The sequence below is a fragment of the Paracoccus sp. J55 genome, from assembly GCF_000513975.1.
GTDB lineage: Bacteria > Pseudomonadota > Alphaproteobacteria > Rhodobacterales > Rhodobacteraceae > Paracoccus.
In genome coordinates this window covers 131,638-150,565 of the sequence record NZ_AZVA01000009.1, presented here as the reverse complement: position 1 = coordinate 150,565, position 18,928 = coordinate 131,638, and the positions used below count along the sequence as shown (strand labels likewise).

Genomic DNA, 18,928 nt, shown 5'->3' with positions numbered 1-18,928 from the left:
GCCATGCGAATGACGACTGAGGAATCTTTTGTTAAGGTATTGCAGCTTCACGGGATCGAGCATGCTTTCGGGATCATCGGCTCTGCGATGATGCCTGTGTCGGATCTGTTTCCGAAGGCTGGGATCAGGTTCTGGGACTGCGCGCATGAGACGAATGCGGGTCTGATGGCGGACGGGTTCACGCGCTCGACCGGCAAGATGTCGATGGCGATCGCGCAGAACGGGCCGGGGGTGACGGGCTTCGTGACGCCGGTGAAGACCGCCTACTGGAACCACACGCCGCTTCTGCTGGTGACGCCTCAGGCGGCGAACCGGACCATCGGCCAGGGCGGCTTCCAGGAGATGGAGCAGATGCGGCTCTTTGCCGATTGCGTCTGCTACCAGGAGGAGGTGCGCGACGCGAGCCGCATCCCCGAGGTGCTGAACCGGGTGATCATGCAAGCCTGGCGCAACTCGGCCCCGGCGCAGATCAACATCCCGCGCGACTTCTGGACCCAGGTGATCGACGTGGAACTGCCGCAGGTGGTGGCCTTCGAGCGGCCCGCGGGCGGCGAGCAGGCGGTGGCCGAGGCGGCAAGGCTGCTCAGCGAGGCAAAATTCCCGGTCATCCTGTCGGGCGCCGGGGTGGTGCTGTCGGGGGCGATCCCGGACCTGGTGAAGCTGGCCGAGCGGCTGGATGCGCCGGTCTGCAGCAATTACCAGCACAATGACAGCTTCCCGGGCAGCCACCCGCTGGCCATGGGGCCGCTGGGCTACAACGGCTCGAAGGCCGGGATGGAGATCATCCAGAAGGCCGATGTGGTGCTGGCGCTGGGGACGCGATTGAACCCGTTCTCGACCCTGCCGGGCTACGGCATCGACTACTGGCCGAAGCAGGCCAGGATCATCCAGGTCGACATCAATGCCGACCGCATCGGGCTGACCAAGAAGGTCACGGTGGGCATCCAGGGCGATGCGGCCAAGGTGGCGCGCGGCATCCTGGCGCAGCTTGCCCCCGCGGCGGGCGATGCCGGGCGGCAGGAACGCAAGGATCTCATCGCGCAGACCAAGTCCCGCTGGGCGCAGGAGCTTTCGAGCCTCGACCACGAGGAGGATGATCCGGGCACCGAATGGAACGCCGAGGCGCGGGTCCGCGACGCCGGGCTGATGAGCCCGCGCCAGGCCTGGCGGGCGATCATGCAGGCGGTGCCGAAGGAGGCGATCGTCAGCTCGGACATCGGCAACAACTGCGCCATCGGCAATGCCTATCCAAGCTTCGAGGCCGGGCGCAAATACCTGGCGCCGGGCCTCTTCGGTCCCTGCGGCTACGGCTTCCCGGCGATCCTGGGCGCCAAGATCGGCAATCCCGAGGTGCCGGTGATCGGCTTTGCCGGCGACGGCGCCTTCGGCATCTCGATGAACGAGATGACCGCCTGCGGGCGCGCGGACTGGCCGGCGATCACCATGGTGATCTTCCGCAACTACCAATGGGGCGCGGAAAAGCGCAACACGACGCTGTGGTACGACAACAACTTCGTCGGCACCGAGCTCGACCGCGACACCTCCTATGCCGGCATCGCCCGGGCCTGCGGGCTCGCCGGCGTGCAGGTCAAGTCGCAGGAGGAGCTGACCGCGGCCCTGCACGAGGCGGTCGAGCGGCAGATGCGGGACGGCGAGACCACCTTCATCGAGGTGCTCTTGAACCAGGAGCTGGGCGAGCCCTTCCGCCGCGACGCGATGAAGAAGCCGGTGGTGGTGGCCGGCATCGACCCGGCCGACATGCGCCCGCAAAAGGGCGCGGCCTGACGCGGAAAGGCGGCGCAGGGCGCCGGCGCCCCCCGGCTTTCACCGTTTCCCAAATACTCCGGGGGGCGCTTGCCGGGCCCCGTCGAGGGGCCGGGCAAGCGCGAGGGGGCAGCGCCCCCCTCGGCGGCCGGGAAGGACCGCAGGACCGCCGGACACATCCGCCCATGAGGCCCTCTCCCGGGGCGCATGACGCCCTTCCGACGACGACCCGGCGCGGCCCCCGCCCCGGCCCCATCCCCGCATCCCGGTGACGACGATGATGACCACCCTGATCCCTTCGCGCAGCCTGCTCGGCGAGGCCTTCCCGGGCTTCGCGGTCTCGGCGCTGGTCGCGGCCACGGCGCAGTTCCTGTCGGACCATTACGGCGCCCCGGCCATGCTGCTGGCGCTGCTTCTGGGCCTGGCGCTGAACTTCCTGGCCGAGGAGGGCACCCGCACCGCGCCCGGCATCGCCTTCACCGCCCGCACCGTGCTGCGGCTCGGGGTGGCGCTTCTGGGCGCGCGGATCTCGGTCGAGATGCTGAGCGGGCTGGGGCCGCGCGCCATCGCGCTGGTGGTCGCGGGGGTGGTGCTGACCATCCTCTTCGCGCTCCTCGCCACCCGCCTCGTCGGCCGCGGCTGGCGCTTCGCGCTGCTGACCGGCGGCGCGGTGGCGATCTGCGGCGCCTCGGCGGCCATGGCCATCGCCGCGGTCCTGCCCCGGCACGAGAAATCCGAGCGCGACCTGGTCTTCACCGTGCTCTCGGTCACCGTGCTCTCGACCCTGGCCATGGTGCTCTACCCGATGCTGTCGAACGCCTTCGGCTTCACGGCGCGCGACAGCGGCGTCTTTTTGGGCGGCACCATCCACGACGTGGCCCAGGTGGTCGGCGCCGGCTTTTCCATCGGCCCCGAGGCCGGCGAGACCGCGACGCTGGTCAAGCTGATCCGCGTCTCGATGCTGGCGCCGGTGGTGCTGTGCTTCTCGCTGGCGATCCGGGCGCGCGGGCTGGCCGATGCCAGGGGCGGCAAGGCGCCGCCGCTCTTGCCGGGCTTCGTGCTGGGCTTCCTGGCGCTGGCGGCGCTGAACAGCGCCGGGCTGATCCCGCAGCCGGTCTCGGCGCTTGCCGGGCAGCTGTCCCGCTGGGCGCTGCTGATCTCGATCGCCGCGGTCGGCATCAAGACCTCGCTCGGCAGGATGCTCGAGGTCGGGGGCGGCGCCATCGCGCTGATCGTGGCCGAGACCGTGTTCCTGGGCGTCTTCGTCGTCGCCGGCCTGCATTTCTGGGGGTAGTGCCATGAAACCGCTCGAGCGCATCCACGAGGCCGCGAAGGCCCTGGACCGCCACATCATCCTGCCCGAGGGCGGGGACCCGCGCGTCGCCGAGGCCGCCCGCCGGCTGGTGGCCGAGGGGCTGGCCCGCGTCACCCTGCTGGGCGGGCCCGAGATCCCCGGCGTGGGCCGCATCGACCCGGCGGGCGCGCCCGACCTGGCCGAGCTGGCCGACCACTGGCACCGGCTGCGCGCCGCCAAGGGCATGACCGCGGAACGCGCGCTTTCCGAGATGCGCGACCCGATCCGCCAGGCGGCGATGCGGGTGCGGCTGGGCCAGGCCGACGGCACGGTGGGCGGCGCGGTCGCCACCACCGCCGACACGGTGCGCGCGGCCCTGCAGATCATCGGCCGGGCCCCCGGGGCCGGGATCGTGTCGAGCTTCTTTCTGATGCTGTCCTGCGGGCCCGGGGCGCCGGTCCGGGGCGGCATGATCTTTGCCGATTGCGGGCTGGTGATCCAGCCCGACGCGGCCGAGCTCGCCGCCATCGCGCTGTCGGCGGCCGAGAGCTGCCGGCGGCTCCTGGCCGAGGCGCCGCGGGTGGCGCTCTTGTCCTTTTCGACCGCCGGCTCGGCCGATCATCCCAGCCTGGGGCGGCTGCGCGAGGCCTTGGCGCTGATCCGCGCCGCCGCCCCGGATCTGGAGGTCGACGGCGAGCTGCAGTTCGACGCGGCGCTGGACGAGGCGATCCGGGCGAGGAAGGCCCCGGCAAGCCGCCTGACCGGCCGGCCGAACGTCTTCGTCTTTCCCGACCTCGCCTCGGGCAATATCGGCTACAAGATCGCCCAGCGCCTGGGCGGCCTCATCGCCATCGGACCCATCCTCCAGGGCCTCGCCAAACCCGCAAACGACCTCTCCAGAGGATGCTCCGTCAACGATATCGTCAATGCAACAGCAATAACCGCCATGCAAACTCAAATATGAGCCGCGCAGAGCTGGAACCGGATTTTGCCCCATGATTGCACGTTTTTCGATCCTGGCGCGTTACGTTTCAACCCGGGCCACCGATCGGTGATCGGCCCCGCAATCGCAAGCAGCCGGCCGCGTCCGAAAGGGCGTGCCAAGAGGAGGAGAAGCCATGACCGAACAGCCTGGAAACCCTGAAACCCCCCGCGCCGCGGATGCGAGGGACCCCGCGCGGCGTCGCTTTCTCGGCAGGACCGGCCTGACGGCGCTGGGGACCATCCTGGGCATGGCCGTCCCGTTCGAACGCAACCTGCCCGCAGGTTTCGTGCCCGCCGCGCTGGCCCAGGACACCGGCCTCGACCTGATGGCGGGCAAGCAGGGGCTGGTGGTGCTGGGCGACCGGCCGCTGAATGCAGAGACCCCGGCGCATCTGCTGGACGACGACGTCACGCCCTATGAACGGCTGTTCATCCGCATGAACGGCCTTGTCCCGCAGACGGCGCTGGACCAGGACGCCGAGGGCTGGACGCTGAGCGTCGACGGCGAGGTCGAGACGCCGCTGGAGCTGACCATCGACGCGCTGAAGGCGCGCTTCGAGACCGTCACCCGGCGGCTGGTGATCGAATGCGGCGGCAATGGCCGGGCCTTCTTCCAGCCCGGCACCTCGGGCAACCAATGGACCGTCGGCGCGGTCGGTTGCCCGGAATGGACCGGCGTGCGGCTGGCCGATGTGCTGAAGGCGGCAGGCGTGAAGGACAGCGCCGTCTATACCGGGCATTACGGCAACGACGTGCATCTGAGCGGCGACGAGGAGCAGGAGGTCATCTCGCGCGGCGTGCCCATCGAAAAGGCGCTGGAGGAGGATGCGATCATTGCCTGGGCGATGAACGGCGAGCCGCTGCCGGCGCTGCACGGCTTTCCGCTGCGGCTGGTGGTGCCGGGCTATCCGGCCTCGGTCTCGCAGAAATACCTCAACCGCATCCGGGTCCGCGACAGGGAGCATGACGGCGCCAAGATGACCGGCGATTCCTATCGCATCCCGGCCTATCCGGTCGCGCCCGGCACCGAGGTGCCCGAGGAGGACATGGTGGTGCTGACCGAGATGCCGGTGAAGTCCATCGTCACCTTCCCCGAGACCGGGACCGAGGTGAAGGCGGGCGAGACGGTCGAGGTGCGCGGTCATGCCTGGTGCGGCAAGGGCGACGTCGCCTCGGTGCATGTCTCGCTGGATTTCGGCCAGACCTGGCAGGAGGCCGCGCTGGAGCCGCCGCCGAACCGCTTTGCCTGGCAGCGCTGGCGCGCGCAGCTGACCCTGCCGCAGCATGGCTATTACGAGGTCTGGGCGCGGGCCACCGACCAGGATGGCATCGGCCAGCCGCCACTGTCCCCGGCCTGGAACCCGCGCGGCTATGCCAACAACATCCAACACCGCATCGCGCTGGTCGCGGTCGCGTGAGGGGAGGGCGCGATGTCCAGAATCATCAAGACATTTGCCGCCGCTCTGGCCGCGCTGGTGCTGGGGGTCGGGCTGGCTGCGGCCGAGGTGCGGCCCGATCCGATGCAGGCGCTGGCGGGCCGGCCCGCCGGCGCGAACCCGCTCGACCCGATGACGGCGATCCGTGCCAAGGCGGATGCGGGCGAGGCGCGGGCGGGGAACGAGGAATTCGGCGGCCTGCCCGAGGGCGCGGGCGCCGAGGAGACCTATTACCAATGCGTCGCCTGCCATTCGACCGAGATCATCAAGCAGCAGCGCGTCACCGACCATCGCTGGGACGAGCTGTGGACCTGGATGGTCGAGGAGCAGGGCATGGTCGAGCCCGACGAGGAGACCAGAGCGCTGATCCTGACCTATCTCAAGACCAATTTCTCGTCCGAGAGGTAGGAAGGGCCGCGGCGGATGTGTCGTCCGGGTTCGAGAATCGAGCAAGGCCGCGCACAGGCGCGGCCTGCTGCGCAGCCATGGCGGAGCATATTGATATGCTACAAAGAATAGCCATTGTATCTACAAAAGATTTGCAGAAAGGGCGGCGCTTTGGCTGCAGATGATCGGGAAGATCCGTCCATGACGGCACAGAAGCCTGCGGCCGCGACGACCGATCGCAAGGGCGTGCGGATGCGTTGCGCCGCCGCATCCTGGCCATGGAGATCGCGCCCGGAGCCTTGATCGACGAGCAGGAACCGGCCGAGGAATTCGGGCTCTTCCGCCCTCCGCCCGGCCCGCGGTGGATTTTGGACCGACCCGCATCTATCGCGCCTTCCCCGACCCGAAAAGTCTGCCGCCGCCAAGGCCACGCTGGCGATCCGGGAGCGGCGGGCCGGAATCGAGCCACCGCCAACCCCTTCACGAGGACGTTCCCTGCGCCACCGCTTCTTCTGCATCGACAGCCATGCCTGCGGCAACCCGGTCCGTGTGGTCGCGGGCGGCGCCCCGCTGCTGCCGCATCTGCCGATCTTCGAACGCCGCAACCTGTTCCTGCGCGACCACGACTGGATGCGCACCGCGCTGATGTTCGAGCCGCGCGGCCATCATGTCGGGCGCGATCCTTTATCCCGCCTTCCGCGAGGATTGCGACTTCGCGGTGCTGTTCATCGCGCTGCGCCTTCCCGGCCCGGCGGCCAGCTCAATAGGGCAGGCCGACGTAGTTTTCGGCCAGTTCGCGGCGCGCGGTGTCGGATTCCGCCAGATGCGCCAGGGTGGCGCGGCGCATCTGCGCGGCGAAACCGTCCTCGCCGTCGAAACGGTGCAGCATCATGGTCATCTGCCAGCTGAAGCGCATGGCCTTCCAGATCCGCGCCAGCGCGCGGTCGGAATAGGCGTCGAGCCCCGCCTGTTCGCCCTGCTTCAGCGCCGCAATCAGCGCCTGATGCAGGTAGAACACGTCCGACACCGCCAGGTTCAGCCCCTTGGCCCCGGTCGGCGGCACGATATGCGCGGCATCGCCCACCAGGAACAGCCGGCCCCAGCGCAGCGGCTCCGAGACGAAGCTGCGCAGCGGCGCGACGGATTTCTCGATCGAGAGGCCGGTGACCAGCCGCGCCGCGGCCTGGGCGGGGATGCGGCGGCGGAACGCGGCCCAGAAGCGGTCGTCGGGCCAGTCCTCGACCCGGTCGCTCAGCGGCACCTGCACGTAATAGCGCACGAGATTGTGGTTGCGCATCGAGGCCAGCGCGAAGCCATGCGGCGAATTGGCATAGATCAGCTCGTCGGCGACCGGCGGCGTGCGCGACAGGATGCCCAGCCAGCCGAAGGGATAGACCCGCTCGAATTCGCGGCGCCGATCCTCGGGGATGGTCCTGCGCGAGACGCCGTGAAAGCCGTCGCAGCCCGCGACATAGGCGCAGCTTAGGCGGTGGCGCCGGCCGCCCTGCGTGTATTCCACCGCCGCCTGCGGCCCGTCGAGGTCGAGGATGCGTACATCCTCGACGCCGTGCAGGATGGTCGTGCCCATGGCGTCCTGCGCGTCGTAAAGGTCATGCGTGACCTCGGTCTGGCCATAGACCATGACCTGCCTGCCGGTCAGCGCCTTGAAATCGACATGCACCATCAGGTCGGCATCGGTGAACCAGGCGCCGTCATGCGCGATGCCCTCGGCATCCATGCGGGCGCCGACCCCGGCCTCGCGCAGCAGTTCAACGCTGCCCCATTCCAGGATGCCGGCGCGGATGCGCGACAGCACATGCTCGCGGCTGGCGCGTTCCAGGATGACCGTGGCGATGCCGGCGCGGTTCAGAAGCTGCGAGAGCAGCAGCCCCGAAGGCCCGCCGCCGATGATGACGACCTGAGTGTCCATGACGATGTCCGCTTGTTTCCCTGACCTGCAGCATAGGCGGCGGGCGGGCGGCGATGAATGGACGCGGACGGCAAAGACTTGTATGAATCGTGCATGAGCGTGCCCGGCCCCATCCCGGTCTTCAACCTGTTCGGCGAGACTGCCGCCTTCCCGGACGTGATCCATTGCGAGCGGATCTGGGACCGGGCGCGTCTGCACGACTGGGCGATCTCGCCGCATCGCCATCGCGAGATGATGCAGGTCTTCGCCATGCGGCAGGGCGAGGCGCAGGTGATGCTGGACGGCGATGTCGCGCGTCTGCATGACGGGCAATTCCTGTTCGTGCCGGCGCTGGTCGTGCATGGTTTCCGCTTCCGCAAGGGCAGCGAGGGCATGGTGCTGTCCTTTCCGCTGAGCGTCGCCGCCGGCTTGCAGGCCGCCTCGGCCGAGATCGGCCGGCACCTGTCGCGCCCGTTCTTCGGCGCGCTGGACGAGGGGCTGCTGACGCTGATCGGCCAGCTCTCCGACGCCTTCGCCGGCCACGGTGCCTATCGCGGGCCGCTGCTGGCGGTGCTGTCGCATGCCCTGCTGACCGCGCTTTGCGAGCTCGACTGCGCGGCCTCGGCCGAGACGGTCGGCGGCAGCCCGCAGCGGCTGCAGCGGCTGGCGGCGCTGGTCGCGGCGCATATGGCCGAGGGCTGGCGGCCCGGCGACTATGCCCGCGCGCTGGCGATCACGCCCGGCCATCTGAACCGGCTGTGCCGCGAGGCGGCGGGGGTCAGCGCCTCGCGCCATATCGAGGGGCTGGTGATGGCCGAGGCCTGCCGCCTGCTGGCCTTTACCCAGCTGCCGGTGGCCGAGATCGGCTATCGGCTGGGCTTTCACGACCCGGCGCATTTCTCGCGCCGGTTCCGGCTTTTGCGCGGCACGACGCCAAGCGCCTATCGCCGGCCCTTCATGACCGTGGCCTGACCGCTGGCACCAATCGGGCCGTCAGCCGCCCGCGACCCGGCCGGCGATCTGGCGCGCCACCTGTTCCAGCGTGGCAAGGCCCGGCGTCGCGGCGGCCTGCCGGCGGGTCATGCCGACCGCGCCGGACAGGAACCTTGCCCCGGTCGGGAACTCGACCAGCAGGCCGCGCTCGACCTCGTCCAGCACCACCCCGCGCGAGATGAACCACAGGCTGTCTGAGGCCAGGCAGATCCCCCGCCCCAGCGCCAGCGACACCGTCTCGACCAGCGGCCGGACGCTGGCCAGCCCCAGCGAGACCAGATAGGCATCGACCGAGGCGCGGATCAGCGCCGTCGCCGGCGGCAGGATCAGCGGCGCCTCGCGCAGCGCCTCGGCGGCCGGCCGGCCGGCTGCGGGATGGCCGGCGCGCGCCACCAGCACGACATCCTCCTCGTAAAGGTGATCGAAGCTCAGCCCCGCCATTTCCGAGGGGCTGGGCAGGCGGCCGATCATCAGGTCGATGCTGCCGGCGCGCAGCATGCGGATCAGGTAGTGATGCGGCCCGGTCTCGACCGCCAGCATCACGTCGGGCAGGATCTGCCGCAGTCGCAGCACCACCTGCGGAAAGAACCGCGTCGCTACCGTGGGCAGCACGCCCACCCGGATCGTGCCGCTGGTCCCCGGCTGCAGCGCCGCCGCGCCCGCCTCCAGCGCCTGCAGGGCATGGGCGGCGTGGTGGCGAAACAGCGCGCCCTGTTCGGTCAGCACCAGCCGCCGCCCCTGGCGCAGGAACAGCCGCTGCCCCAGCAGCGTCTCCAACTCGGCCAGGGTGCGCGACAGCGCCGGCTGGGTGATGCCTTGCCGGCGGGCGACGGCGGACAGCCCGCCCTCGGCCGCGATGTCCAGAAAGGCGCGGATATGGCGCAGCTTGATCGCCGGATGCATAATTGAATGATTATACATGATCGCTCATTTAGCATTTTTCGCCCGGAACAGGCTGTGGCAGATTATGGGTGAGAGAGGAGTTGCCATGCAAGTTCTGATGCGACCCTGGGGGGCGATGCATTACCGGATCGACGGGCCCGAGGACGGGTTGCCGGTGGTTTTCGCCAATTCCCTGGGCACCGACCTGCGGCTTTGGGACGCGGTGCTGCCGCTTCTGCCGGGCATCCGCGCCATTCGCTACGACAAGCGCGGCCACGGCCTGTCCGATTCCGGCGGCCCCGTCTCGATCGCCGATCTGGCCGAGGACGCCGCGGCGCTGATCGAGGCGACCGGCGGACCGGCGGTCTTCGTCGGCCTGTCCATCGGCGGCATGATCGGCCAGGCGCTGGCCGCGCGCCGGCCCGAATTGCTGCGCGCGCTGGTGCTGTCGAACACCGCGCCCCGCATGGGCGCGCCCGAGATCTGGGCCGCCCGCATCGCCGCCATCCGCGCCGGCGGCGTCGCCAGCATCGCCGATGCGGTGCTGGAGCGCTGGTTCGCCGCCCGCTTCCGCGCCACGCCGGCGCTGCATCCCTGGCGCAACATGCTGGCCCGCTGCGACGCGCAGGGCTATATCGCCGCCTGCGAGGCCATCGCCGCCGCCGACCTGACCGAGGGCACGGCCGGCCTGCGCCTGCCGGTGCTGGTGATCGCCGGGGACCAGGACGGTTCCTCGCCGCCGGATCTGGTGCGCGGCACCGCCGATCTGATCCCCGGCGCGGATTTCCACGTCATTCCCGGCGCCGGCCATCTGCCCTGCGTCGAAACCCCCGCCGCATGGGCCGCGCTGCTGGCCCCCTTCCTTCAGGACCATCTCCGATGACCAACCGCTACGACCAGGGCATGACCACCCGGCGCCGGGTGCTGGGCGATGCCCATGTCGCCCGCGCCGAGGCCGCCAAGACCGATTTCGACGAGCCCTTCCAGAGGCTGATCACCGAATCCGCCTGGGGCGCGGTCTGGTCGCGCGACACGATCAGCCCGCGCGAGCGCTCGATGCTGACCATCGCGCTGCTGGCGGGGCTGGGCAACGACCACGAACTGGCCCTGCATATCCGCGCCACCGCCAACACCGGCGCCACGCCCGGCGACGTGATCGAGGCGCTGCTGCATGTCGCCATCTATGCCGGCGTCCCGCGCGCCAACCACGCGATCAAGATCGCCAAGGAGACCTTTGCCGAGATGGAGGCGGCCAAGCGATGACCCTCAGCAATGCAACCGACCGCGGCCCGCTGTTCTTCCGCGACCGCGACTGGCACCCGCCGGCCTATACGCCGGGCTACAAGACCTCGATGACCCGCGCCCCGCATCGCGCGCTGGTGGCGCTCGGCTCGACCCTGTCCGAGGAAACCGGCCCCGCCTTCGGCCATGACATGCTGGGCGAGCTGGACAACAATCTGGTGATGAACTTCACCGGCCAGCCCGCCATCGGCGAGCGCATCATCATGCACGGCCGGGTGCTGGACGAGACCGGCCGCGGCGTGCCGAACGTGCTGGTCGAGATCTGGCAGGCCAATGCCGGCGGCCGCTACCGCCACAAGAAGGACGGCTACCTGGCGCCGCTCGACCCGAATTTCGGCGGCTGCGGGCGCACGCTGACCGGGCCGGACGGAAGCTACGAATTCCTGACCATCCGCCCGGGCGCCTATCCCTGGCCGAACCATGTCAACAACTGGCGGCCGATGCATATCCACATCTCGGTCTTCGGCACCGGCTTCGGCCAGCGCCTGATCACCCAGATGTATTTCGAGGGCGACCCGCTGATCGCGAAATGCCCGATCGTCAACACCATCGGCCAGGACCGCGCCATCCAGGCGCTGGTGGCGCCCCTGGACATGAACCGGGCGATTCCGATGGACTGCCTGGCCTACAAGTTCGACATCGTGCTGCGCGGCCGCCGCCAGTCGTTCTTCGAAAACCGCAAGGAGGGGATGTGATGCAGGGACTGGACTATCTCAAGGAAACCCCCTCGCAGACCGCCGGCCCCTATGTCCATATCGGCCTGACCCCGAACGCGCTCGGCAATCCCGGCATCTATCCGCAGGACCTGGGCCTCTCGCCGATCCGCGAGGGCGCGCGGGGCGAGCGCATCACCATCACCGGCCGCGTCATCGACGGCGCCGGCATGGTCCTGCGCGATGCGCTTTTCGAAACCTGGCAGGCCGATGCGGATGGCATCTATCCCGGCAACGACCCGCGCGGCGCCGCCGATCCGAACGTCACCGGCTGGGCCCGGGTCGCGGCGGATTTCGACACCGGCATCTGGCGGCTGGAAACCGTCAAGCCCGGCCGCGTGCCCTTCCCGGACGGCCGGCTGATGGCGCCGCATATCAATGTCTGGCTGGTGGCGCGGGGCATCAATCTCGGGCTCCAGACGCGGATCTGCTTCGAGGACGAGGAGGCGGCCAATGCCGAATGCCCGGTCCTCGCCCGGATCGAGCACAAGGCCCGCATCCAGACGCTCATGGCGAAGCGGACCGGACCGGGCGAATACGGCTTCGACTTCAAGCTGCAGGGCGAGAACGAAACCGTCTTCTTCGACATCTGAGGGTAAGGCCATGACCGCAACCCCCTGCATCATCTGCGTCGCCATCACCGGCTCGCTGCCGACCAAGGACAACAACCCGGCGGTGCCGATCTCCATCGAGGAGCAGATCGAATCGACGCAGGAAGCCTTCGAGGCCGGCGCGACCATCGCCCATTGCCACGTCCGCGACGACGAGGGCCGGCCGAGTTCCGACCCCGAACGCTTCGCCCGGCTCAAGGAAGGGATCGAGACGCATTGCCCCGGCATGATCGTCCAGCTCTCGACCGGCGGCCGCTCGGGGGCGGGTCGCGCACGCGGCGGCATGCTGCCGCTGGCCCCCGACATGGCCTCGCTCTCGGTCGGCTCGAACAATTTCCCGACCCGGGTCTACGAGAACCCGCCGGACCTGGTGGACTGGCTGGCCGCCGAGATGGCGAAATACGATATCAAACCGGAAATCGAGGCTTTCGACCTCAGCCATATCCTCAAGGCGCATCAGATGTGGCAGGCGGGCCAGATCAAGGACCGGCCCTATGTGCAATTCGTCATGGGGGTGAAAAACGCCATGCCCGCCGACCGCGAGGTCTTCGACTATTACGTCCATACGGTGAAGCGCCTTTTCGGCGCCGATGCGCCCTGGTGCGCGGCGGGCATCGGGCCGAACCAGATCGTGCTGAACGACTGGGCGATCTCTGCCGGCGGCCATGCCCGCACCGGGCTCGAGGACAATGTCCGCCTCGACCGCGACAGGCTCGCCCCCTCGAACGCCGCGCTGGTGAAACGCGCCGTGGCGCTTTGCGAGAAATACCGCCGCCCGGTGGCGACCTGGCGGCAGGCCCGGCAGATCCTCGGCCTGCGCTCCCCCGCCGCCTGACCCCTGCCGCCTGCCTCTCGCATCTTCTTTCTTGTCCAAATATCCTCGGGGGGTCCGGGGGGCAGACGGCCCCCCGGTCCTGTCATTGCAAAAGGACCGACCGATGCCCGCCGCAGCCGCCGACAGCGCCCTTTATCGCAGCCTCTTCTCGGATGACGAGACCGCCGCGCTCTTCGCCGACAGCGCCGAGATCCGCGCCATGCTGCTGGTCGAGGGCGCGCTGGCCCGCGTGCAGGCCCGGCTGGGCCTGATCCCCGAAACCGCCAGCGCCTTCATCGAGCGCGCCGCGCGCGAGGTGCAGATCGACCCCGCCGCGCTCGGCCCCGAGACGGCGACCAACGGCGTGCCGGTCCCGGCGCTGGTCGCGGCCTTCCGCAAGGCCATGGAGGCGCCCGATCATGCGCAATACCTGCATTGGGGGGCGACCAGCCAGGACATCATGGAAACCGGTCAGGCGCTGCGGCTGCGCCGGCTGACGGGGATCTGGGACGACAGGCTCGGCCGGCTGGTCGCCGCGCTCGGCCGGCTGGCCCGCGAGCATGCCGATCTGCCGATGGCGGCGCGGACCTACGGGCAGGCGGCGACGCCGACCGGCTTCGGCGCCGTGATCGCCGGCTGGGGCCATCCGCTGCTGCGCCACCGCGCGCGGCTTCAGGCGCTGGCGCCGGACCTGGCCACCGTCTCGCTGGGCGGGGCGGCGGGCACGCTCTCGGCCATGGGGGCCGAGGGCCCCGCCGTGCGCGCCGGCCTGGCCAAGGCGCTCGGCCTGCACGATCCCGGCCACGGCTGGCATGCCGAACGCGACCGCATCGGCAATTTCGCCGCCTGGATGGCGGGGCTTTGCGCCAGCCTGGGCAAGATGGGCGAGGACCTGATCCTGATGGCGCAAAGCGGCATCGGCGAAATCCGCATCTCCGGCGCCGGCGGTTCCTCCACCATGCCGCAAAAGCAGAATCCGGTCGGCCCCTCGGTGCTGGTGGCGCTGGCGCGACAGGCGGCGGCGCTGGCCTCGGCGCTGCAGGGCGCCGGCATCCACCGCCAGCAGCGCGACGGCGCGGCCTGGTTCGTGGAATGGCTGACCCTGCCGCAGCTCTGCATCTCGACCGGCCGGGCGCTGGCGCTGGCGCTGGACCTGTCGGGGCGGATCGCGCCCGATGCGCAGGCCATGGCGCGCGGGCTCGACGACGGCAGCGGGCTGATCCATGCCGAGGCCTTCACCTTCGCCCTGGCCCGCCACATGCCGCGCCCCGAGGCGCAGGCCAGGATCAAGGCGCTCTGCGCCGAGGCGCAATCCGGCGGCCAGCCGCTGCCGGCGCTGGTCGTCCGCGAATTCCCGGATCTGGACCTTTCCGCCGCCGGCGGGCTCGGCACCGCCCCGGCCGAGGCGCGGGCCTTTGCCGAGGCCGCCGGCGCCTAGCCCGGCGGCCTCGGCGATCCGCGCGGATGCGCAGCGCGTCCGCCTCGACCAAGACCGGGCGGGCAAGGCCGCTCCCCCCCAGCCGGGACGAAACCACCCGGCCATGGTGGCGCGGGGCACGGGCATCGATGCCCGGCCTCGCACCGCCGCCGGTCAATAGCTGATCGCGGCGCTTTCGCGCAGTTCCGCGACGCTGGGCTTGGGGAAGCCGAAGAATTCCAGATAGGCCGGGATCTGCTCGAACAGCATGTCGGTGCCGACCTGATAGCGGCAGCCGCGGGCGCGGGCGGCGGCAAGCAGGGGCGTGATCTCGGATTTCAGCACCACCTCGCCGACGAAGGTGGCGGGGTCGAGGCGTTCGGGATCCATGGGCAGCGGGTCGCCCTCGGTCATGCCCAAGGGCGAGGCGTTCACCGCCAGGTCGAAGCCCGCCGGGTCGTTCGCGCCGGTCTCAAGCGCGATGCCGGGATAGGCGGCGGCGATGCGGCCGGCCAGCGCCTCGGCATTGGCGGCCGCCGGGTCGTAGAGCGCCAGCCGCGCCACGCCCGCCCGGGCCAGCGAGGCGGCGATGGCCGAGCCGACGCCGCCGCAGCCGACGACCAGGGCCGAGCGGCCCTGCAGTTCCTGGCCCTTGGCCAGCACGCCGCGCACGAAGCCCTCGCCGTCGAACATGTCGGCCTCGAGCGCGCCGTCCCCGGCCAGCCGCAGCCCGTTCGCCGCGCCGGCGATGCGGGCGGTGACCGAGACGCGGTCGGCCAGCGCCAGGGTGCTGACCTTGTGCGGCATGGTGACCAGCGCGCCGTGGATGTTCGACAGCCGGAACAGCAGGCGCAGGAAATCGGGGTAATCCTCGGGCTTGCAGCCCATCGGCACCACCACGGCATCGATGCCGCGCCGCTGGAACCACGGGTTGTAGATCATCGGCGATTTGAAGGTCGTGGTCGGATAGCCCAGATGCGCGATCAGTCTGGTGGTTCCGCGGATCATGATGCCTTGCCTTTCCTGCTCGGGGGGAAAGGCCCCGGATGGACCGGGGCCTTGCGGTGGGGTTCAGCGGCTGGCGGCGGCCTCGGTCCGCAGGTGGTCGTATTCCGCCTTGGGCACCGGCGCGGCATTCGGCTTGCCCAGGTCCTCGATGCGGACCCGGTAGGTCTCGCGCGCCGACCAGGCCGCGGCGGCGGCGATGCAGCAGATGGCGAAGGTGATCGAACCCACCATCAGCGGCACATTGGTCGCGCCCGGAGGGGCGACGGTGGCGAAGAGCGCCGGCAGCAGCGCGGTGATCGTGGTGCCGATATTCTGCGAGATCGCCATCGAGGACACGCGGGTCCGGGTCGGGAACAGCTCGGGGTAGAAGCTGGGAAAGACCGCATTATAGCCCTGATAGACCACGCCCCACATCAGAAGCGACATCAGGATCGCCAGCGGCACCGAATGGATCGAGATGGCGTAGAGATAGCCGAAGGCCAAGAGGCCCGATCCCAGCGCGCCGACGATGATCGGCGGGCGGCGGCCGATGCGGTCCGACAGGTTGCCGACCAGCGGGATCACCAGGCAGGCGACGATATTGCCCAGGACCGGGATCCACAGATAGACGTCCTTGTGGAAGCCGATGCCATAGGCGGCCTGCACGGCATAGGCGGCGCCGAAGACGGTGGCGACGACCGGGATGGTGTTCATCAGCGCCATGCAGATCACCCGGATCATGTCCGGCCAGGTGGTGCGGATCGCCTCGACGACGGGCGAGCGCGGGGTGGCGTGCTCGGCCTCTTCCTGGCGGAAGGCGGGGGTTTCCTCGACCTCGCGGCGGATGATCCAGCCGGCGATGATGACGACGAAGCTCAGCAGGAACGGGATGCGCCAGCCCCAGCTGTTGAAAGTCTCGTCGGGCATGTAATGCGCCAGCGGCAGGAAGACGGCGGCGGCCAGGATCTGGCCGGCCTGCACGCCCTGCAGCGTGAAGCTGGCGAAAAAGCCGCGCCGGCCGAAGGGCGCGTGTTCCATGATCATCGAGCTGGCGCCCGAGATCTCGCCCGCCACGGCGAAGCCCTGCACCAGCCGCAGGATCACCAGAAGGATCGGGGCCAGGATGCCGACCTGCTGATAGGTCGGCAGGATTCCGACCAGCAGGGTCGAGATGCCCATCAGGAACATGCACAGGATCAGCACGTTCTTGCGGCCATGGGTGTCGCCCCAATGGCCCAGCACGAAGGCGCCGATCGGCCGGGCGACATAGCCCACGCCATAGGTCGCCAGCGAGGCGACGATGGCGACGCGCGGGTTTTCCGACGGGAAGAAGATCTGCGGAAACACCAGCGAGGCGGCGGTGGCGTAGATGAAGAAGTCGTAATATTCCAGCGCAGAGCCGATCCAGCCGCTGGCCGCAGCCTTGCCGGATTGATGCCTGCCCTTGGGCGCGATGGCCGGTGAAGCGGTCATGGGTAACCTCCCTGAAGCTGACCACGCCAGCTCCTCTGATTGCGCGGTCTGTGGCAAAAGGTCGCAAAACAGTTGAATAACGTCAAAGACCGTTTGACGCTTTGCATTAACATGATGTTAATTCATTAGCGCCGGGATGGGCCGGAATGGGGCGGCGATTCCGGGCAGGGGATTGATTTCCATGCCTGCCGCTTGCGGAATCGGCCCGATGGCCCGGTGACCGGCGGTTTTCCCGCAAGGGCGGATAATCAGCCCTGCTCCGCCAGCTGCCGGGCGATTTTCCAGCCGAAGACCATGGCCGGGCCGATGGTCGTGCCGGGCCCCGGATAGGTGCCGCGGAAAATCGAGGCGGCGTCGTTGCCGCAGGCGTAAAGCCCGGGGATCGGCCGGCCCTCGCGGTCCAGAACCTGCCCCTCGGCATTGCAGTCGAGCCCGCCGCTGCCGGCCAGATCGACCGGAACCACGCGCAGCGCATAGAAGGGCGCCTGCCGGATCGGGCCCAGGCAGGGATTGGGCTTGACCTCGGGATCGCCGTTGAAGCGGTTCACCACCGTCGAGCCGCGGCCGAAATCGGCGTCGGAACCGGTTTCCGCGAAACGGTTGTTGGCCCGGACGCTTTCGGCCAGCCCCTGCGCATCGACTCCGATGGCGGCGGCCAGCGCGTCAAGGTTGCCTGCGCGCTGCAGATAGCCCTGCCGCAGCAGCCGCCGCAGCCCGCGCCCGCCCGGCAGGACCAGCCCCAGCCCGTAGCGGCGGATGAAACCGGAATCGACCACCAGCCAGGCCTCGGACAGGCCGGCGCGGATCATGCCCATGCAGAAATCGTGATAGCTGCCGGCCTCGTTCACGAAGCGGCGGCCGTCGCGGCCGACGGCGATCAGCCCCGGCTTGGCGCGGTCCAGGATGATATGCGGCCAGATTGCCTGCGACCCGTCCGGACGGCCGAGCAGCGAGCAGGGCATCCACAGCCCGGCGCTGTCGCCGCCATCGTCCAGCGCCGCGCCGGCGCGCTCGACCGCCAGGGCGATGCCGTCGCCGCTATTGCCCTCGGGCGCCTGCGAGAAGGCGGCGATCTGCGGCGGAAACAGCCGCTCGCGCAGGGCGCGGTTCCAGCCGATGCCGCCGGTCGCCAGCACCACGCCCCGCCGCGCCCGGATGCGGCGCCGGCCCTGCGGGGTCTCGATCACCGCGCCGATCACCGCCTGCCCGTCGCGGATGAGATCGGCCAGCGGGCTGTCGAACCAGATCGGCACCGCGCGCCGGCGCAGGCTGAAAAACAGCCGCGCCACCAGCGCATTGCCCATCAGCAGCCGGGTGCCGCGCCGATGGCCCAGCCGGTCGCGGGCATAGCGCAGCAGGATCTTCAGCGCGGTCGCCAGGTTGCCGGCGCTGGCAAAGGGGGCGAGCAGCGCCCCCAGCTCGCCGCGCGCGACCATCATGCCGCCCAGACCCATGAACACGTCGCGCGGCGGCCGCACCCGGTCGAAATCGGCCCTAAGCAGCCGGCCGTCGAATTCCACCGGCGCGAGCGCCCGCCCGCCATAGGCCGAACCGGGACCGTCCAGATAGTCGGGATGCGCGGCGGCGGCGACGAAGCGGACCTCGGAATGGCGTTCAAGCTCGGCGATGGCCTCGGGTCCCGTGGCCAGAAACGCCTCGCGCCGCGCATCGCCGCCACGGTGGCCGACGACATGGCGCAGGAAGGCGGCGGCGTCCTCGGCGCTGTCGGGCACCCCGGCCCGGTGGCTCAGCTCGGTGCCCGGCACCCAGGTCGTGCCGCCCGAGGTGGCGGTGGTGCCGCCGACCATGCCGGTCTTTTCGCAAAGCAGCACCGACAGGCCGGCGATGGCGCCGCTCAGCGCCGCCGTCATCCCGCCCGCGCCGGCGCCGATCACCAGAAGATCGACCTCTTCGTCGAAAGCCGTGGCCGTCATGCGCGATCCCTCCTCCTTGCCCCGATGC

General features: G+C 69.9%; 17 protein-coding genes and 1 pseudogene. 13 read left to right on the top strand and 5 right to left on the bottom strand.

Features of this window, described 5'->3' with window-relative positions; genetic code table 11:
- Positions 1-3: 3 nt before the first annotated feature.
- The 6 genes and pseudogenes from xsc to PARJ55_RS24545 all read left to right on the top strand — a co-directional run.
- Positions 4-1,785 (top strand): sulfoacetaldehyde acetyltransferase, encoded by a 1,782-nt coding sequence (gene xsc / locus PARJ55_RS0110985; protein WP_028712788.1) that lies wholly within the window; start codon positions 4-6, stop codon positions 1,783-1,785.
- A 256-nt stretch (positions 1,786-2,041) separates the two neighbouring features.
- Positions 2,042-3,058, top strand: coding sequence for a YeiH family protein (locus PARJ55_RS0110980; protein WP_028712789.1), 1,017 nt, complete (start codon positions 2,042-2,044; stop codon positions 3,056-3,058).
- A 4-nt stretch (positions 3,059-3,062) separates the two neighbouring features.
- The gene (gene pta / locus PARJ55_RS0110975) at positions 3,063-4,022 is read left to right on the top strand and encodes a phosphate acetyltransferase (RefSeq protein ID WP_028712790.1); all 960 of its coding nucleotides are present in this window, start codon (positions 3,063-3,065) and stop codon (positions 4,020-4,022) included.
- Positions 4,023-4,176: 154 nt separating this feature from the next.
- On the top strand, positions 4,177-5,460 hold the full coding sequence (locus PARJ55_RS0110970; RefSeq protein WP_028713087.1) for a sulfite oxidase: 1,284 nt from the start codon (positions 4,177-4,179) through the stop codon (positions 5,458-5,460).
- Between the two features lie 12 nt (positions 5,461-5,472).
- Entirely contained in the window at positions 5,473-5,886 is a 414-nt protein-coding gene (locus PARJ55_RS0110965; protein WP_028713086.1) for a hypothetical protein, read from the top strand.
- A 528-nt stretch (positions 5,887-6,414) separates the two neighbouring features.
- A pseudogene (locus PARJ55_RS24545) lies at positions 6,415-6,477 on the top strand (hypothetical protein); the annotation flags it as partial.
- 148 nt (positions 6,478-6,625) lie between these two features.
- On the opposite strand, the gene pobA reads toward PARJ55_RS24545, so the two are convergent.
- Positions 6,626-7,795, bottom strand: coding sequence for a 4-hydroxybenzoate 3-monooxygenase (gene pobA, locus PARJ55_RS0110955; protein ID WP_028713084.1), 1,170 nt, complete (start codon positions 7,793-7,795; stop codon positions 6,626-6,628).
- Positions 7,796-7,888: 93 nt separating this feature from the next.
- Here pobA and PARJ55_RS0110950 point away from each other — a divergent pair, with 93 nt between their 5' ends.
- Complete coding sequence (locus tag PARJ55_RS0110950; RefSeq protein WP_028713083.1) at positions 7,889-8,746, top strand: helix-turn-helix domain-containing protein; 858 nt, start codon at positions 7,889-7,891, stop codon at positions 8,744-8,746.
- 21 nt (positions 8,747-8,767) lie between these two features.
- On the opposite strand, the gene PARJ55_RS0110945 is transcribed toward PARJ55_RS0110950, so the two are convergent.
- Positions 8,768-9,688 (bottom strand): LysR substrate-binding domain-containing protein, encoded by a 921-nt coding sequence (locus PARJ55_RS0110945; protein ID WP_084637829.1) that lies wholly within the window; start codon positions 9,686-9,688, stop codon positions 8,768-8,770.
- Between the two features lie 67 nt (positions 9,689-9,755).
- On the opposite strand from PARJ55_RS0110945, the gene pcaD reads away from it, so the two are divergent.
- The 6 genes from pcaD to PARJ55_RS0110915 all read left to right on the top strand — a co-directional run bounded on the left by pcaD (position 9,756) and on the right by PARJ55_RS0110915 (position 14,527).
- Positions 9,756-10,532, top strand: coding sequence for a 3-oxoadipate enol-lactonase (gene pcaD / locus PARJ55_RS0110940; RefSeq protein WP_028713081.1), 777 nt, complete (start codon positions 9,756-9,758; stop codon positions 10,530-10,532).
- Positions 10,529-10,912 (top strand): 4-carboxymuconolactone decarboxylase, encoded by a 384-nt coding sequence (gene pcaC / locus PARJ55_RS0110935; protein WP_028713080.1) that lies wholly within the window; start codon positions 10,529-10,531, stop codon positions 10,910-10,912. The genes pcaD and pcaC overlap by 4 nt, the downstream gene beginning before the upstream one ends.
- Positions 10,909-11,646, top strand: coding sequence for a protocatechuate 3,4-dioxygenase subunit beta (gene pcaH / locus PARJ55_RS0110930; RefSeq protein WP_028713079.1), 738 nt, complete (start codon positions 10,909-10,911; stop codon positions 11,644-11,646). The genes pcaC and pcaH overlap by 4 nt, the downstream gene beginning before the upstream one ends.
- Positions 11,646-12,257 (top strand): protocatechuate 3,4-dioxygenase subunit alpha, encoded by a 612-nt coding sequence (pcaG, locus tag PARJ55_RS0110925; RefSeq protein WP_036697590.1) that lies wholly within the window; start codon positions 11,646-11,648, stop codon positions 12,255-12,257. Before pcaH ends, pcaG begins: the two co-directional genes overlap by 1 nt.
- A 10-nt stretch (positions 12,258-12,267) precedes the next feature.
- Positions 12,268-13,110, top strand: coding sequence for a 3-keto-5-aminohexanoate cleavage protein (locus tag PARJ55_RS0110920; protein ID WP_028713077.1), 843 nt, complete (start codon positions 12,268-12,270; stop codon positions 13,108-13,110).
- A gap of 103 nt (positions 13,111-13,213) precedes the next feature.
- Positions 13,214-14,527, top strand: a complete 1,314-nt coding sequence (locus tag PARJ55_RS0110915; RefSeq protein WP_028713076.1) for a lyase family protein — start codon at positions 13,214-13,216, stop codon at positions 14,525-14,527.
- Positions 14,528-14,680: 153 nt separating this feature from the next.
- Here the strand turns inward: PARJ55_RS0110915 and PARJ55_RS0110910 are convergent, their stop codons facing one another.
- The 3 genes from PARJ55_RS0110910 to PARJ55_RS21900 all read right to left on the bottom strand — a co-directional run bounded on the left by PARJ55_RS0110910 (position 14,681) and on the right by PARJ55_RS21900 (position 18,900).
- A complete protein-coding gene (locus PARJ55_RS0110910; protein ID WP_028713075.1) occupies positions 14,681-15,514 on the bottom strand; it encodes a shikimate dehydrogenase in 834 nt (277 codons plus the stop codon).
- 63 nt (positions 15,515-15,577) lie between these two features.
- Entirely contained in the window at positions 15,578-16,966 is a 1,389-nt protein-coding gene (locus PARJ55_RS0110905) for an MFS transporter (RefSeq protein WP_028713074.1), read from the bottom strand.
- A gap of 248 nt (positions 16,967-17,214) precedes the next feature.
- A complete protein-coding gene (locus PARJ55_RS21900) occupies positions 17,215-18,900 on the bottom strand; it encodes an FAD-binding protein (protein WP_036714033.1) in 1,686 nt (561 codons plus the stop codon).
- Between the last annotated feature and the right edge of the window lie 28 nt (positions 18,901-18,928).